General features: G+C 70.1%; 16 protein-coding genes and 1 pseudogene. 10 read left to right on the top strand and 7 right to left on the bottom strand.

The window, feature by feature from the left end:
* The first annotated feature begins 479 nt into the window (after nucleotides 1-479).
* Nucleotides 480-965 carry a hypothetical protein gene (locus ACWCP8_RS25765; protein ID WP_451118422.1) on the top strand — a complete coding sequence of 162 codons (486 nt, stop codon included), beginning with the start codon at nucleotides 480-482 and terminating at the stop codon, nucleotides 963-965.
* Nucleotides 966-1,037: 72 nt separating this feature from the next.
* A complete protein-coding gene (locus tag ACWCP8_RS25760) occupies nucleotides 1,038-1,757 on the top strand; it encodes a hypothetical protein (protein ID WP_352272651.1) in 720 nt (239 codons plus the stop codon).
* 139 nt (nucleotides 1,758-1,896) lie between these two features.
* On the opposite strand, the gene ACWCP8_RS25755 is transcribed toward ACWCP8_RS25760, so the two are convergent.
* Nucleotides 1,897-2,505 (bottom strand): DJ-1/PfpI family protein, encoded by a 609-nt coding sequence (locus tag ACWCP8_RS25755; protein ID WP_352272653.1) that lies wholly within the window; start codon nucleotides 2,503-2,505, stop codon nucleotides 1,897-1,899.
* Between the two features lie 46 nt (nucleotides 2,506-2,551).
* On the bottom strand, nucleotides 2,552-3,028 hold the full coding sequence (locus ACWCP8_RS25750; RefSeq protein WP_451118419.1) for a winged helix-turn-helix transcriptional regulator: 477 nt from the start codon (nucleotides 3,026-3,028) through the stop codon (nucleotides 2,552-2,554).
* Nucleotides 3,029-3,170: 142 nt separating this feature from the next.
* Here ACWCP8_RS25750 and ACWCP8_RS25745 point away from each other — a divergent pair, with 142 nt between their 5' ends.
* From ACWCP8_RS25745 to ACWCP8_RS25735, 3 genes are all read left to right on the top strand, one after another.
* Nucleotides 3,171-4,052: an alpha/beta hydrolase gene (locus ACWCP8_RS25745; RefSeq protein ID WP_352272657.1), complete on the top strand. Its 882-nt coding sequence runs from the start codon at nucleotides 3,171-3,173 to the stop codon at nucleotides 4,050-4,052.
* 43 nt (nucleotides 4,053-4,095) lie between these two features.
* Nucleotides 4,096-4,932, top strand: coding sequence for an enoyl-CoA hydratase/isomerase family protein (locus tag ACWCP8_RS25740; RefSeq protein WP_451118417.1), 837 nt, complete (start codon nucleotides 4,096-4,098; stop codon nucleotides 4,930-4,932).
* 144 nt (nucleotides 4,933-5,076) lie between these two features.
* Entirely contained in the window at nucleotides 5,077-5,901 is an 825-nt protein-coding gene (locus tag ACWCP8_RS25735; RefSeq protein ID WP_352272760.1) for an MBL fold metallo-hydrolase, read from the top strand.
* A gap of 75 nt (nucleotides 5,902-5,976) precedes the next feature.
* Here ACWCP8_RS25735 and ACWCP8_RS25730 read toward each other — a convergent pair whose 3' ends face one another.
* Entirely contained in the window at nucleotides 5,977-6,144 is a 168-nt protein-coding gene (locus ACWCP8_RS25730) for a hypothetical protein (RefSeq protein WP_451118414.1), read from the bottom strand.
* 364 nt (nucleotides 6,145-6,508) lie between these two features.
* Nucleotides 6,509-6,634: pseudogene (locus tag ACWCP8_RS25725) on the bottom strand (HipA family kinase); the annotation flags it as partial.
* Between the two features lie 373 nt (nucleotides 6,635-7,007).
* On the opposite strand from ACWCP8_RS25725, the gene ACWCP8_RS25720 reads away from it, so the two are divergent.
* Both ACWCP8_RS25720 and ACWCP8_RS25715 read left to right on the top strand, forming a co-directional pair.
* Nucleotides 7,008-9,161, top strand: coding sequence for a prolyl oligopeptidase family serine peptidase (locus ACWCP8_RS25720; protein ID WP_451118412.1), 2,154 nt, complete (start codon nucleotides 7,008-7,010; stop codon nucleotides 9,159-9,161).
* 65 nt (nucleotides 9,162-9,226) lie between these two features.
* Nucleotides 9,227-9,694 (top strand): Rieske (2Fe-2S) protein, encoded by a 468-nt coding sequence (locus tag ACWCP8_RS25715; RefSeq protein WP_451118410.1) that lies wholly within the window; start codon nucleotides 9,227-9,229, stop codon nucleotides 9,692-9,694.
* Here ACWCP8_RS25715 and ACWCP8_RS25710 read toward each other — a convergent pair.
* Nucleotides 9,678-10,331 (bottom strand): cysteine hydrolase, encoded by a 654-nt coding sequence (locus ACWCP8_RS25710; protein WP_352271006.1) that lies wholly within the window; start codon nucleotides 10,329-10,331, stop codon nucleotides 9,678-9,680. The genes ACWCP8_RS25715 and ACWCP8_RS25710 overlap by 17 nt on opposite strands.
* 136 nt (nucleotides 10,332-10,467) lie before the next feature.
* Between ACWCP8_RS25710 and ACWCP8_RS25705 the strand changes: the two genes are divergently transcribed.
* A complete protein-coding gene (locus tag ACWCP8_RS25705) occupies nucleotides 10,468-10,938 on the top strand; it encodes a pyridoxamine 5'-phosphate oxidase family protein (protein ID WP_352271004.1) in 471 nt (156 codons plus the stop codon).
* Nucleotides 10,939-10,998: 60 nt separating this feature from the next.
* Here ACWCP8_RS25705 and ACWCP8_RS25700 read toward each other — a convergent pair whose 3' ends face one another.
* Complete coding sequence (locus ACWCP8_RS25700) at nucleotides 10,999-11,928, bottom strand: LysR family transcriptional regulator (protein ID WP_451118407.1); 930 nt, start codon at nucleotides 11,926-11,928, stop codon at nucleotides 10,999-11,001.
* A 38-nt stretch (nucleotides 11,929-11,966) separates the two neighbouring features.
* On the opposite strand from ACWCP8_RS25700, the gene ACWCP8_RS25695 reads away from it, so the two are divergent.
* A complete protein-coding gene (locus ACWCP8_RS25695; RefSeq protein ID WP_451118405.1) occupies nucleotides 11,967-13,046 on the top strand; it encodes a DMT family transporter in 1,080 nt (359 codons plus the stop codon).
* A 190-nt stretch (nucleotides 13,047-13,236) separates the two neighbouring features.
* Here ACWCP8_RS25695 and ACWCP8_RS25690 read toward each other — a convergent pair whose 3' ends face one another.
* Nucleotides 13,237-14,568, bottom strand: a complete 1,332-nt coding sequence (locus tag ACWCP8_RS25690; protein ID WP_451118403.1) for an aminotransferase class I/II-fold pyridoxal phosphate-dependent enzyme — start codon at nucleotides 14,566-14,568, stop codon at nucleotides 13,237-13,239.
* Between the two features lie 35 nt (nucleotides 14,569-14,603).
* Between ACWCP8_RS25690 and ACWCP8_RS25685 the strand changes: the two genes are divergently transcribed.
* Nucleotides 14,604-15,299, top strand: coding sequence for a pyridoxamine 5'-phosphate oxidase family protein (locus ACWCP8_RS25685; protein WP_352270997.1), 696 nt, complete (start codon nucleotides 14,604-14,606; stop codon nucleotides 15,297-15,299).
* The last annotated feature ends 18 nt before the right edge of the window (nucleotides 15,300-15,317 follow it).

Below are 15,317 nucleotides of genomic sequence, written 5' to 3'. Positions count from 1 at the left end.
AGGCGCCCTTTCAGGGCGGAGCTCAAGGCGCTGAGCCTGCGCGCGGTGGTCCTGGTCACCGGTGTCCTCATCCTGCAGCTCGCGTTCATCCTGTCGTACATCGGCGCCTTCCACGCGCCCAAGCCGCACCACATCCGCTCGGGCGTCGTCGCCCCGGCGCAGATCGCCCCGCGGATCACCGCCGAGCTCAACGCCCTCCCCGGAATCCCCTTCCAAGCCCAGGTAGTGGCAAGCGAAGCGCAGGCCCGCCAGATGATCCTGCACCGGGACCTCGACGCCGCCGTCGTCATCATCCTGCGGGCCGGCAGGGACCGGCTCCTGGTCGCGTCAGCGGCCGGGCCGTCCGTCTCCACCGTCACCACGCAGATCGCGCAGGGCATCGAGCTGGGCAGGAACCGACAGATCACCGTCGTCGACCTGCGCGCGCCCAATCCCCAGGACGGCCGCGGGCTGCCTCCTTCTACCTGGTCATCGGCTGGATGGTCGGCTGCTACCTGTCCGGATCGATCCTGGGCATCGCGGGCGGCGCCCGCCCCGCCACCCTGGGGCGCACGTTCATCCGGCTCGGCGCCCTCGTTCCGTATGCGATCGCCTCCGGGCTCAGCGGTGCCCTGGTCGCAGGCACCATCCTCGGCGCCCTGCCCGGCCACCGCGCGTACCGCACCGAGCTGCCGGTGCTGGCCGACCTGCTGGCCGGCATCGAGACCCCGGTCCAGATCCTCTCCGGCCGCGACGGCCCGGTCGTACTTGGCGGTGTCCTCGTCGTGCACCCATTCGTTCAGAGGGCTCCCCAGCTTCAGCGGACCGCCGTTTCGCCGGTGCCGACGACCAGGCTGCGGAACCGCTGCGGGTGCCGCGAGGCCGTGACGGCGCGCAAGGAGGCGGTGGAGCGCCACAATGCGCTGGAGGCACCCAACTACGCGGCAAGCGTGGAACGCGCGGCGCTCCGAAGCCGTCAGCAGTGACCCCGCGGCCTGCACTCCCGAAAGTCCGACCTACAGCGTCAGGCCAGGGCCTGACGCAGGAGGCACCACAGCATGAGTTCCCTTCTTGACGAAGCCATCGAAGCCCACGGCGGAAAGGACCGCTGGCAGCGGTTCAACACGGTGCGGGCAACCCTCGTCAGCGGCGGCAACCTGTTCACCATCAAAGGTCTTCCGCAGGACGCGACGCCCCGTGAGATGACGGTGCAGCTCCATGAGGAGCACGCTTCCGTCGCCCCGTTCGGCGCTCCCGACCAGCGGACCGACTTTACGCCTGACCGTATCGCCATTGAGAGGACCGACAGATCGGTCGTCGCGGAGCGCTGGGCGCCTCGCAGGTCCTTCGACGGCCACGTTCTGGAGACGCCGTGGGACCCCCTGGACCGCGCGTACTTCAACGGGTACGCACTGTGGACGTACCTCACCACGCCTTTCCTTCTGGCCATGCCAGGAGTCGAGGTCGAGGAGATCGAGCCATGGCAGGAGTCCGGTGAAACCTGGCCGGGACTGCGCGCCACCTTCCCCGCCACGCTTGCCACGCACAGTACCGCCCAGGACTTCTACTTCGGCCCTGACCGGCTGCTGCGCCGACACGACTACCACGTCGACATCGCCGGCGGTTTCGCCGCCGCTCAGTACGTCTACGACATCGTCGAGGCCGACGGCATCCGCCTGCCGACCCGACGCCGGGCCTACCGCCGCGACAACGCCCTGCGGGCGATCACCAGCCAGATCATGGTGTCCATCGACCTGAGCGACATCAAATTCAGCTGACCGGGAGCCGCCTCCCGCGCACCGTCACCCAGGTCGGCACGGAATCCACCGTCGGCGCGGCCAACTCGCCCGGCGTGGTCCGCGCCCAGGCATGCCACAGCCGAAATGACAGCAACGGCGGGGCGGCAGGTCGCGGGCGTCAGTTCAGTGCAACCTCGCCCACGTGGACGGCGCGCATGGCGCGATCGACCGTCTGCCGGCTCTCGCCGACCGGAGCCACGTAGCCGATAACGTCGCGTGCGGCGACCTCCCCCAGCATGCGGGTGATCACCCAGGTGGCGAGGTACTGGGACGCAAGGCACCCGCCCGCCGTGGCGATGTTCCCCTCGGCGTGGAACGGCGCGTCCAGCACGGTGATGCCGCCGGCTTCCACGAAGGGACGGCTCTTCGAGTCCGTGCACGCCAGCATGCCATCCAGCAACCCCAGCCGGGCGAGCACCAGCGCGCCGGAGCACTGCGCACCGATCAGCTGTCGCGAGGGGTCGAGCGACAGCCTGGAGATCAACCGGTCGTCGGCGACGACCTCCCGCGCCTTCACGCCACTACCGATCAGCACGACCTCGGCTTCGGTGACGAACTCCATCGGGCGCTGCCCGTGCACCTCGACACGGTTCATCGACGTGACCACCGGCGTCGGCGTCGTGATGAAGGCTTCCAGGTTGTCCTTACGGCACCGGTTGATCAGCGCGGAGGCGATGAAGCTGTCGAGTTCGTTGAATCCGTCGAAGGTGACCATGGCTACCCGCATCACAACTCCTGTCAGATCGATCGCTGTCGGCGGGCGGTGATCAGCGTCAGGCTCCGAAGCGGCGGACTTCTACGTCGTCGGGGCCCAGGACACGCCCGTCATGGGCGCGCATCTCGAGGTGGGCCACTGGTAGACCGTCACGCCGGTCGACGATTCCGAGCCGTTCCTCGTCCGGGGCGAACAGGTTGCCCTCGCCCCATTGCCGCAACGCGACGAGCGGGACCCGCAGGGCCTTGCCCTTCTGCGTCAGCCGGTATTCGGTGTATGCGCTGCCGTCGGACGCGGGGGCGGTGGTCAGTACGCCATGCTCGACGAGCTTGGCCAGGCGGGCGCTGAGGATGTTCTTGGCGCAGCCGAGGCTGCGTTGGAACTCGCTGAACCTGGTCATGCCGGAGAGGGCGTCCCGGACGATGAGCAGCGACCACCAGTCGCCGATCTCGCCCAGCGACCGGGCGATGGGGCAGGAAGCCCCGCTGAGGTCCGTCTTTCGCACCGGCTTCCTCCCAACTAGTGGTTTCACCATTAAACCATGACCGTCCACTCACGGCCGGGCGGACTCTGCTCTCCGTTTGCGCACGTGGAGCGGGCGTGATACTGGTTTAATAGTGAAACCAGATGTGCTGGGTGGCGATGCACCTGGTGGCACTCTTCTCCTTGGAGGACTCGTGTCCGTCTCCACCGTCCAGATCCCGGGCGAAGGTGTCACGCTCGAAGCCCACCTGTTCCTGCCGGACGGGCCCGGCCCGCACCCGGCCGTGACCTTGGCCTGCGGCTTCGGGGGCGTGAAGGAAGGCGTCGAGCAGTTCGCCCGGGCCTTCCGGGACGCCGGCTTCGTCGCGATCGTCCATGACCACCGCGGTTTCGGCGGCAGTACCGGCTTGCGCGGCGACGTCAATCCGTGGCATCAGATCAGCGATTGGCGCCGGGTCATCTCGTACCTGGAAAGCCGTCCGGAGGTGGACGCCGACCGCATCGGCATCTGGGGAAGCAGCTACGCCGGCGGCCACACCTTCGTCCTCGCCGCCACCGACCGTCGGATCAAAGCCGTCGTCGCCCAGGTCCCCACCGTGGACGGGCGCGCCACCGGGCAGCGCAGGGTGTCGGGCCCGGCGCTGGTCGCGTTGGAGAAGCTGTTCGACGACGACGAGCGTGCCCAGCTGCGCGGCGAGCCGCCGGCGACTCGCGCCGTCGTCAGCGACGACCCGTCGATCCCCGCCTTCTACACCGACCCCGATGCCATTGCCTACTACACCCTGCCGATCGACGGGAAGGTGATGGACAACGTCGCGACCCTGCGCTCGATGCGGTGGGCTCGCATGTACACCCCAGGACAGTGGATCGACCAGATCGGTCCGACAACCCCGGTCATGATGCTCGTCGCCAAGCACGACCACGTCACCGGCACGGATCTGGTGCTGACGGCCTACGAGCGGGCGCTGCAGCCCAAACGACTCGTCCTGCTGGAGGGCGGTCACTTCGACCCGTACCACGCGCAGTTCGAGACGGCGTCGGGCGCCGCCCTGGAGTGGTTCCAGCAGAACCTGTGACCGCCTCCCCTGCTCCCAGCTCCCCTCACACCCAGGAGTCGCCATGAGTTTCACGTACGCGTCGATCCGGACCCGGCTGGAGTACGGCGTCCTGTTCGCCACACTCGACGCCGGCCCGCTCAATCTCATCGGAGTCGACCTGGTCCGTGACCTGGTCTCCCTCGTCGACGCTCTCTACACCGACCCCGGCGAAGTGCGCGTGGTCGTCGTCGACAGTGCCTCGCCCGACTACTTCTCCGCCCACGTCGACCTCACCGCGGTCCCGCAGTACACCGCGGAGGCGGCGAAGGCAGGCGGTCCTGGTGACGCCTCGCTCGGCATGTTCCTGCACAAGCTGGCACGGGTCCCGGTGATCACCATCGCCAAGGTGCGCGGCCGTGCCCGCGGGGGCGGCGACGAACTCGCCCTGGCCTGCGACATGATCTTCGCCTCGCGCGAGAACGCGGTCTTCGGCCAGTTCGAGTCCGGTACCGGTGCCCTCCCCGGCGCGGGCGGCGTCCAGCACCTGACCCGGCGGCTCGGCCGGCACCGGGCCATCGAAGCGATCGCCAGCGCCGAGGACTTCGATGCCGACCTCGCAGAACGTTACGGCTGGATCAACCGCGCGCTGCCCGACGCCGAACTGGACGGCTTCGTCGAACGCCTGGCCAAGCGCATCGCCGGCTTCCCGCCTGAGGGTGCCAAGGCGGCCAAGCGGGCTGTCAACGACCTCACGCTGGCGGAACCCACCGACGTCCGCTCCGACGCCGTCACGTTCCAGAGCCTGATCGCCCTGCCCGAGTCCCGCGAGCGTCTGGACTACCTGGCTGGCCGAGGCTTGCAGACGCCCGGTGAGCTCGAACGCGACCTCGGCAAGGCCGTGGCGGAGTTCCACCGCTGAGGCGCAAGCCCCCGCGTGCAGCCGGTCCGAGGCCAGGACCTGCCTCAGCAGGCAGTGGCCGGCCTCCGCGGCCCGCGCAGGCAACTGTCTCCCACTTGCAGGAGGGGCCACGGCCCACGCCGACCCCGAGAGGAAACGAACGACATGACATCCACACTGAGCGTCAACGTCTTCACCGCGCCGGAGAAGGCCGTGGTGGGTGAGCGGCCCCGGCCCTTCGGGCCACCGATGGCATGGGATCCGACCACCTCGACCCTGATCTTCGGCAGGAACGACGCCGTCCTCGTCGACACGCTCACCACCGTTGCCGAGGCTGAGGCACTCGCCAACTGGGTTGCCCTGCACCATCGCAATCTCACGACGATCTACATCACCCACGGTCACATCGACCACTACGCGGGGCTCAGCGTGCTGCTGGAGCGATTCCCCGACGCCCGGGCCATCGCCACCCCGAAGTCGGTGGAGTTGATGCGCGCGCAGTCCCCGCGGCTGTCGACCTACCGCAAGCTCTGGCCCGGGCAGCTTCCGGCGACGATCACTCTGCCCGAGCCCTACGACGGCGACGTCTTCACCTTGGAAGACCACGATCTTCGCATCATCGAACAGGGCCGCACCGACTCCGTCGACAGCACCTCTCTGCACGTGCCTGCGATCGACCTCGTCGTCAGCGGGGACGTCCTCTACAACCAGTGCCACATGTTCGTCGGCGCCACCACACCGGAGAGCCGGCAGGAGTGGATCGCCGCACTGGACCGCCTGGCGGCACTGAACCCGAAGACCGCCGTCGCCGGCCACAAGAAGCCCGGCGCCCCGGACGGACCCGAGATCATCGACGCGACGAAGCGCTACCTCGTCGACTTCGGCCGGGTCCAGGAAGAAACGTCAAGCGACCGCGAACTCTACGATGCCATGACCGAGCTGTACCCCGACTGGGTCAGCCACCAGGCGTGGTTGATGTTCGGTCTGTAACCCGCGGATCAACAGGTCCGCCAGCCGGCCGGGCTAGGCCGGCCACTCCACGCACACCGCACCACACCGAGGCCGTTACTGCGCGGCGCCCCGGCGTGACGGCTTCGCCGCGGTGTTCTTACGGCGGCGGGCCTGCTGCTCCCGGCGCTCGATCCTCTCGCCGATCTTCTCGGCGGCGGTGCGCAGGACGGCGAGTTCGGCGGGGTCGAGCACGTCGAAGGCGAGGTCGCGCACCCGGGCCACGTGTCCTGGAGCGGCTTCGGTGAGATGGGCGTGGCCGGCGTCGGTCAGGATCGCGTGGGTGTAACGGCCGTTGGCGGGGTCGGGTTCACGGCGGACGAACCCCCGGCGTTCCGATTCCCGGGCAACCGAACACGGTGGAGCTGACCGGCAAAGCACCCCCGCCAACAGCAGTCACTCAGCGTGCCTACGACAGCGGCGGTTTTCGCCCCGCCGCTGCCCGCGATGACTGGGGAGAATCTGGGGAGAATCCGCCCCGCTGGGGAGCGCGCGGGGAGGATCGGCCACACAAGACGGCACGTTCCTGAAAGTCGCTGAAAGACTCATCTGCGCATGTCAGCTATGGGTGTTGCCGCATCACCGCAGGTCCACGCCCCCAGCTGGGCAACTTCATGACGTAGGTGCCGAAATCGTCGGCCTCGACAAGTCCGGGCAGGGATCCGCCCTCCCGTAGGGGTGTGACGTAGCGGGTCGCGGTGACTTCTGTGAGCATTTTCCCAGGCTATCGGGCCCGACATCCTGTCTTCACGAGCAACGGGTGCGGACCCAAGCCCCCCCCTTCCACCAGAACCTGGCACGAACCGTGGGGAGAACCTGGCGTTTCGGCCCCGGACTTCGCTCTCCTGCTGCCCGGCGGACCTTCGGCCGACGCCGCCGGCAGCCGCGCGCCTCGTTGATCACGCAGGACGTGATGGTGGTCCCGCCGAGGGCAGGGGTGATCGTCACCGAGCCCGATCCGCCGACACGACGGTCAGCCCGGTGCCGTCGCCCACGGCACCGAACGTCACACCCATGCCTGAACGGATTTCGCAGCCGATCGAAGCAGCTGTCGAGAGCAGCCGATCACCACCAGGAGGAACACCGCAATGACGACGAACGAAGCCGCCGGGACCAACTCCGACGGTCTGCCGCTCCAGTCCGCCCGTACCAGGCGCTTCTCGCTCGGAGTGCCCCGGCAGTTCACTGTCTCACCCGACGGCGAACGGGTGCTGTTCATAAGGACCACGGGCGGCACCGACCCGGTGAGCCGGTTGTGGCTGTACGAGGACGGCGCGGAGCGGATGCTCGTCGACCCGGCGGCCGTGCGGAACGACGACGGGGACGGCGGCGCGGTGCCTCAGGAGGAACTGACACGCCGGGAGCGGGCCCGCGAGATGTCGTCGGGGGTGGTGTCGTACGCGACGGACGCGGACGTCCGGATCGCTGCTTTCGCACTCCAGGGTGAGTTGTGGGTGGTGCGGACGGACGGCACCGCCCCGAGCCGGATCGCCACCGCCGGCCCGGTGGTCGATCCGCGGCCTTCGCCCGACGGCACCTTGATCGCGTACGTATGCGCGGGCGCGCTGCGGCTCGTACGGAGCGACGGGACGGACGACCGCTCGGCGGCCACCCCGGAGGAGCCGGAGCATGTCACGTACGGGCTCTCCGACCACGTGTCGGCCGAGTCGCTCGGACGACAGCGCGGCTATTGGTGGTCGCCGTCCGGCGATGCGCTGCTGGTGGCGCGGGTCGACACGTCCATGGTGCGGCGCAGGTACCTCAGCGATCCGGCCGATCCGGAGCGGCCGCCGCGCGTGATCGCATACCCGGCCGCGGGCACGGCGAACGCGGAGGTGTCGCTGCACCTCGTGCGGGTGTCGGGCGAACGGGTCGCGGTCCGGCTGCCCGCGGCGGCCGGACCGGACCACCCCGGGGGGACGTGGACGGACCCGGCGTTCGAGTACGTCGCGACGGCCGACTGGGACATGCGCGGGCCCGTGGTCTCGGTGCAGACGCGCGACCAGCGTTCGGTGTACGTCCTGGCAGTGGATCCGGCCACGGGAGAGACCCTGCCCCTGCACCGCGCCCATGACCGCGCATGGGTCGCACTCCGGACGGGAACGCCGCTGCGCCTTCCGTCCGGGGCGCTCGTCGTTCCCGCGCAGCCGGGCGGCGACACCCAGGGGCTGGAAATCGGCGGCCGTACGACACCGCCGGGACTGGAGGTCCGTGAGGTCGTCGGCGCCATCGGCGAGCGGGTGTTCTTCACCGCGAGCGAGGAGCCGACTGAGATCCATGTCTGGTCGTACGCGGCCGGGGCGCCCGGGGACGCTCCCCTGCGCCTGACCGAGGTGCCCGGCGTGCACACGGCCGCGTTGGGCGGCCCCACGGTCGTGCTGGACAGCCGGACTCCGGAGGGACAGACGGTGACCGTGCTGCGCGACGGCGCACGCGTGGGACGGATCGCGGTCCTCGCCGAAACTCCCGTGGTCACCCCGCGGCCACTCGCGCTGAAGCTCGGGGTGCGGGAGCTCCGCAGCAGCCTGTATCTGCCATCGTGGCACCGACCGGGTGACGGCCCGCTGCCCGTGTTGCTCAGCCCTTACGCGGGCCACGGACTTCAGCTGGTCCTGCCGGTGCGCAGCTGGTGGGCCGCAGCCGCCCAGTGGTTCGCCGAGCAGGGGTTCGCGGTGCTGGTGACGGACGGTCGCGGCACTCCGGGGCGGGGCGAGGCCTGGGAGAAGTCGGTGCGGGGCGACCGGCTGACCGCTGTCCTGGAGGATCAGATCGACGCGCTGCACGCAGCGGCGGCACGGTACCCGCAGTTGGACCTGGGGCGGGTGGCGATGCGTGGATGGTCGTTCGGCGGCTATCTCGCGGCCGCGGCCGTGCTGCGTCACCCGGAGGTCTTCTACGCGGCCGTCGCGGGTGCGGCGCCGACCGACCGGCGGCTGTACGACACCCATTGGGAGGAACGGTTTCTCGGCCATCCGGACGTGGAGCCGGAGACGTACGAGCGCAATTCGCTGCTCTCCGAGGCGCACCGGCTGACGCGGCCGCTCATGCTGGTGCATGGATGTGCCGATGACAATGTCGCCGTCGCCCACATGCTGCGGTTCTCCGCGGCCCTGCTGGCCGCGGGGCGGCCGCACACCGTGCTGCCGCTCTCCGGAACGAGCCATCTGGTCACGCAGGAGGAGACGGCGAGCAACCTGTTGGTGCTGGAGCGGGACTTCCTCAAGAAGTCCCTGAGCCATTGAACACGAGGGCCCGGCGGCGCGTACCCCTGGTCGAAGTCATGAACACCGCGGAAGGGAAAGCCAGCATGAGCGCATCGCAGGAGCACGAGGTCCGTCTCGGGCGTCGCACCGTTGTCGCAGGCGTCGGTGCGGTCGGGGTGGCTGCCGTACTCACCGCGTGCGGAGGCTCGAAGGACTCGGGCGGCTCGGATGCCGTCGAGCCGGCCAAGGGTGCGATCGGCGATGGCCCCACCGGCAATGGCGGGAACCTCCTCGGGAAGACCGCGGACATCCCGGAGGGCGGCGGGAAGATCTTCGCCGACGAGGGTGTTGTGGTGACGCAGCCGAAGGCCGGGGAGTTCAAGGCGTTCTCGTCGAAGTGCACCCATAGGGGATGCGCGGTGACGAGTGTCTCGGACGGCACCATCAACTGCCCCTGCCACGGCAGCAAGTTCGACGCGGCGACGGGCGATGTGTCGGGCGGCCCCGCCACCGAGCCACTGCCCGCCGCGACGATCACGGTCGAGGGCGACTCGATCATGCTCGCGTCGTAGCCCTTCGGGGGCTCTGCCAGCAGCCCAGCACCTCCCGCGTGGTGGTGACGGTGGCAACGAGCGCGAGCGTGTTGCGGATCATCGCGGGGGTGTAGTCGGATGGCACCCCCGCGATGGCATCGGACGGCACGACCGCCGTGTAGCCGAGATTCACCGTGTCGAAGACGGCATTGGGGATGGCGACGTTGGCGGAGACCCCGACGACGACGAGCGTGCGGCAGCCGAGATTGCGCAGCAGGGCGTCCACGTCCGTGCCGGCGATGGGTGACAGGCCGTGGAGTCGGCGCACGACGATGTCCTCGTCCGCCACCTCGATGGGTGCAGCGATCCTGACCGCCGTGGTGCCGGAGTGCTGTTGTACGGGCAGTCGGGCGGCGGCCCGGAAGAGGCGGGCGTTGCGGTTGGCGCCGCGGCCGTCGGGGCGTCGTTCGGCGACCGCGTGCAGCACCTGGACTCCGGCCTCGTGGGCGGCGGCGACCAGTCGGGCGATGTTGTGCAGGACGCCGGAGGTCAGGGCTTCCTTGGCGAGTTCGGGCAGTGCGCTGTCCGGTCCCACGACACCCTGCTGGCACTCGACCGTCAGCAGGACGGTGGTGGCAGGATGGAGCTGCTCGGCAAGCTGTTCCCTGGGCGGCACGGCTGCCCCTCTCGGTAACTCGAGGTGACGGACCTCTCCTGACGGGCCGGGCGCGCGAGGCTAACGGCCATTGCGCCAGGAGGGAAGAGGCTCCATGATTTCTGACACATGGTCAGCCAGCCGAAGGAGGCGTCCCATGACCGTCATCCAGCGACGGGGCCGTCGGATCATGATGACGGAGGCAGAACGCGACACCTACCTCGCGGAGCAGCGCACCTGCCGGGTCGCCACCGTCTCCTCGGACGGCCGCCCGCACATCGGCGCACTCTGGTTCGTCTGGGACGGTGCGTCGCTGTGGCTGTACTCGATCACCCGGAGCCTGCGCTCGTCCCAGCTGCGCCACGACCCGAGGATGGCTGTGGTCGTCGACGACGGCGCGGAGTACGGCGAGCTGCGCGGCGTCGAGCTGTCCGGCGAGGCGGTCTTCGTCGGTGAGGCCCCGCGCACGGGCGAGGACTGCCCCGAATTGGTGGGGCCGGAGAGGCTGTTCGCGGCAAAGTACTTCGGAATGGACGTCATGCCGCACGACGGACGACACGCGTGGCTGCGGCTCACTCCGCAGACGGTCACATCGTGGGACTTCCGGAAGCTGGCGGACCTGAGCTGAGGTGCCGGCACCACCGCCGCCCCTGTCTCCCTGACGTGGGCGCGGTGCGTCCTGCCCGGGTCAGCCCCCGCCGTCGCCGTTCACCGGTGCGTCCAGATCCCGGCCCGCCGCCCGCAGCGCCATGACTGCTGCCCTGATCGACGGGCGGCGGTCCGCGTCCGTCCGCCACACGGCGTGCACATGTCGCCTCATCTTCTGCCGTACGGGCACGAGCCGCACTCCGTCCGGCACCACCCCCCGGCCCAGCCGGGGCGCCACACAGACGCCCACCCCGGCGGCGATCAGCGCGAGCTGGGTGTGGTGCTCGCCCGCGAGATGGGCGATGCGCGGTTCGATGCCCTTCGAACGCAGAGTGAACATCAGCCAGTCGTGGCAGAACTCGCCTTCCGGCCAGGAGATCCAGTCGTCGTCGGCGAAGTCCTCCAGATCGACCTCCGCCCGTCCCGCGAGCGGGTGGTCGGCCGGCATCGCTATGTCCGGCGCGTCGTCGAGCAGTTCGGCCATGGTGAGACCGCCGGGAACCGGCAGCCTCTTGTTGCTCCAGTCGAGCACCACCGCCAGGTCGAAATCTCCCCGCAGCACGGCTCGGATTCCGGCCTCGGGTTCCAATTCCGCTGTACGTACCCTCAGTTCGGGGTGGTCCGCGTGCAGTGAGGCAAGCGTGGCGGGGAACAGTCCGCGCGCCGCGGTCGGAAAGGCCGCCAGTCGGACCTCACCCACCACCTCGCCGCGCTGGGCCTCGATGTCGGACTGGGCCAGTTCCACCTGGGACAGGATCTTCGCGGCATGGCCGGCGAGCAGCTTTCCCGCGTCGGTGAGCCGGACCCCGCGGCCGTTCTTGGCGAGGAGCTGCTGCCCCACCTCGCGTTCCAGTTTCGCCAGCTGCTGGGAGACCGCTGACGTGGTGACATGCAGGTCGTCGGCCGCGCCACGGACCGAACCGAACCGGGCGAGGGCGTCCAGGGTCCGCAAGCGCTCCAAGTTCAACATGTAAGCAATGCTACGCGCACGCTCACACAAAGTCTCACTTGTCCTACGCGGTTGAATTCGTCATTGTTGCTGTCATGACCGCCGCTGCCGTGACCACCGATCCCGATCCCGCGCCGAGCACCGCCACCGTGCCACCCGCCCCGACCCGGACAGCCTCCACCGCGGCCTCCGCTGCGGCCTCCACCCCGGTCTCCGCTCCTGCCGCCACCTCCGCCCGCCGCCCCGCACTGGACTGGCGGATCCGCTTCGGGGCGCTCTCGCTCATCTGGGGCTTCAGCTTTCTCCTGATCAAGGTCGGCACCGAGGGGTACGCCCCGTTCCAGGTCACCCTCGGCCGCCTGCTCTCGGGTACGGCAGTGCTCGCCGTCGCCATGGTGGTGCGCCGCGAGCGGCTGCCGCGCACCGCCCGCACCTGGGGCCATCTCGCCGTCGCGGCGTTCTTCCTCAACGCACTGCCGTTCTCGCTCTTCGCCTACTCCGAACTGACCATCCCGTCGACGCTGGCCGGCATCTGCAACGCCACCTCGCCGCTGTGGGGCATGGCGCTGTCGCTCGTCGCGCTCTCCGAAGACCGACCGACCCGTCGCCGCGTGGCCGGCCTCGGTCTCGGCTTCCTCGGCGTGCTGACCGTGCTGGGCGCCTGGCAGGGCTTCTCCGGACTGGACTTCAGCGGAACGGCGATGGCACTCCTCGCCTCCCTCAGCTATCCGATCGGCTGGATCTACGTCCGCCGGACACTGGCGGGCAGCGGCTCGTCCACCCTTGCCCTGACCGGCAGCCAGCTCTTCCTCGGCACGGTGCAGATCGCGCTGGTCACCCCGCTGTTCACGTCGGCGCCCGACGGCTTCCCGCTGCTGCCGACGCTCGCCGTCGTCGCCCTGGGGGCGCTCGGTACGGGACTTGCGGTGCTGCTGCAGTACGGGCTGGTCGAGGAGGTCGGCCCGACGACCGCACAGATGGTCACGTACTTCATTCCGGTCATCGCCACTGCGGCCGGGGTCGCCGTGCTCGGCGAGCAGCTGAGCTGGAACACCCCGGTCGGCGCGCTGATCGTCCTGGCAGGAGCCGCCCTCACCCAGAGCAGGGCCCGTACACCCAAGCCCGCACCACGCTCCTGAGGGCTGTCCGCTGATCTCTGGTGGATCATCAGTGCGTGGCGTCAGGTGCGGTGCATCGCACGGCGTAGGGGCGTCCTCGTACGAGACGTATTCGGGTGTTCCGACGACGCAGTGAGGTGCTGTGGCTGTCGTCGTGCGCCCGCCAGGGACTACTGACAGCCCTCGGGGCCGGTCATCGTGAGAGCCCGCCTCAGCCGTAGCTCATCGGCCGGGGCGGTTCCGCCGCTGCCGCCACCGCGTCGGCCAGCGGCGCGATGTCGGCCGGGGTGAGCGATGACACGGTGAGCCGGATCCCCTGCGGCGCGACGACCCGGAACCGCGCCCCCGGCGCCACCGCCCAGCCCGCGTTCAGCAGCCGGGCCACGGCTCCGGTCTCATCGCTCACCGGCACCCACACATTCATGCCGCTGCGGCCGTGCGCCTCGACGCCCCGTTCCATCAGCGCCTGGACGAGCGCGTCGCGTCGCTCCCCGTACGCCCGGGCGACCGCGTCGGAGTCCACCGCACCCGTCGTGAGCAGATGCACCACGGCCCGCTGCAGCAGCCTGCTGACCCAGCCGGGCCCCAGCTGCTGCCGCCCCAGGACCCGGTCGACCGTGACCGCGTCCCCCGTCAGCGTCGCCACCCGCAGATCGGGTCCGTACGCCTTGGCGACCGACCGGACGAACACCCACCGGTCCGTGGCACCCGCCAGCGGGTGCAGCGGCAGATCGACGATGGCGTGCCCGTGGTCGTCCTCGATCAGCAGCGCTCCGCGGTGGCCGGCAAGGACACTCCGCAGCTCCTCCGCCCGCGCGGCCCCGATTGCGGCGCCCGTCGGGTTCTGCGCGCGGTCGGTGACGACGAGCGCGCGGGCACCGGCGTTCAGCGCGCGCTCGACCTCGTCGGGCAGTGGGCCCTCGTCGTCGAGGGCGATCGGCACGGGACGCAGCCCCAGCGCCGGTACGAGGTCGAGCAGGGCGCCCCAGCCGGGATCCTCGAGTGCGACCGCGTCACCGGGCTTGAGGTGGGCGACCAGCACCCGCTCGATCGCGTCCAGGGATCCGGACGCGACGGCCACGGGCCCGGCCGGCACACCGTCGGCGTCGAGAGCGGCACGCACCAGAGCCTCGAATTCCGGATCCACGGGAGCCTCCCCGTACATTCCGGGCCGTTTCGCGTACGCGCGCGCGGCCGCCGCGAACGCCCCGTCCAGCGGCGGCAGCAACGCCGGGTCCGGGTTCCCCTCCCCCAGATCCCGCACGCCGGGCGGCGCCTCGACCCTGAGCGAGCCGCGCACCGTACTGGCGGGGCGCAGACGCACCCGGCTCCCCCTGCGCCCGGCCGTCTCGATCACCCCGCGCTCGCGCAGGGTGCGGTACGCGGCCGCCACCGTATTGGGATTGACCTCCAGGCGGGCCGCCAACTCCCGCATGGGCGGCAGTACCTGCCCCGGCGCAAGGTCACCCGACCCGACCGCACGCTCCACACTCGCCGCAATTTCCGATGCACGTCGCCCGACGATCCGATACTCTTCTAGCACAAACAGGATTATGCACTAGTGCAATGGAGTTGGCAATGCCGGACACCGCACCGCCGCAGACCACGGGCCCGGAGGCAGCAGCCCCGTACGAACCGACCGAGCGGACCGTCCCGACCCGTTCCCGGGAGCGCGCCTCGTACGACCGGGAGCTGGTCCATTCGATACTCGACGAGGCGTATCTCTGCCATCTCGGCTTCGTCCGCGACGGCGCGCCGGTCGTCCTGCCGACGCTGTTCGGCCGGATCGGTGAGCGGCTGTACGTACACGGTTCGACGGGCTCCCGGCCGCTCCGGGCGGCCGGCCAGGCGGACCCCGGCCTGCCGATCTGTCTCACGGTGACGCATGTCGACGGTCTTGTGCTGGCCCGTTCCGCCTTCCACCACTCGATCAACTACCGCTCCGTGGTGGTCCATGGCGTCGCTCGTACGGTCACCGACCCGCAGGAGCGGCGCACCGCGCTCGACGCGATCGTCGACCATGTCGTTCCGGGCAGGACCGCCGACTCCCGTCCGGCCAACGAGAAGGAGCTCGCCGCGACGGCCGTGATCAGGCTCGATCTCGACGAGGTCTCCGCGAAGGTGCGGACCGGCGGCCCGAACGACGAGCCGGACGATCTCGCGCTGCCGCACTGGGCGGGCGTAGTGCCGCTGGCCCGCGGCTACCGTGCGCCGCAGCCGTCGGACGATCTCGATCCGGCCATCGGCGTGCCCGACTATCTGACTGTTCTCTGACCGCGTTCCGGGGGTGCG

Source organism: Streptomyces sp. NPDC002206 (genome assembly GCF_053593595.1).
Note: the sequence above shows the minus strand (reverse complement) of the source record. Positions and strands in the feature narration are given on the sequence as shown.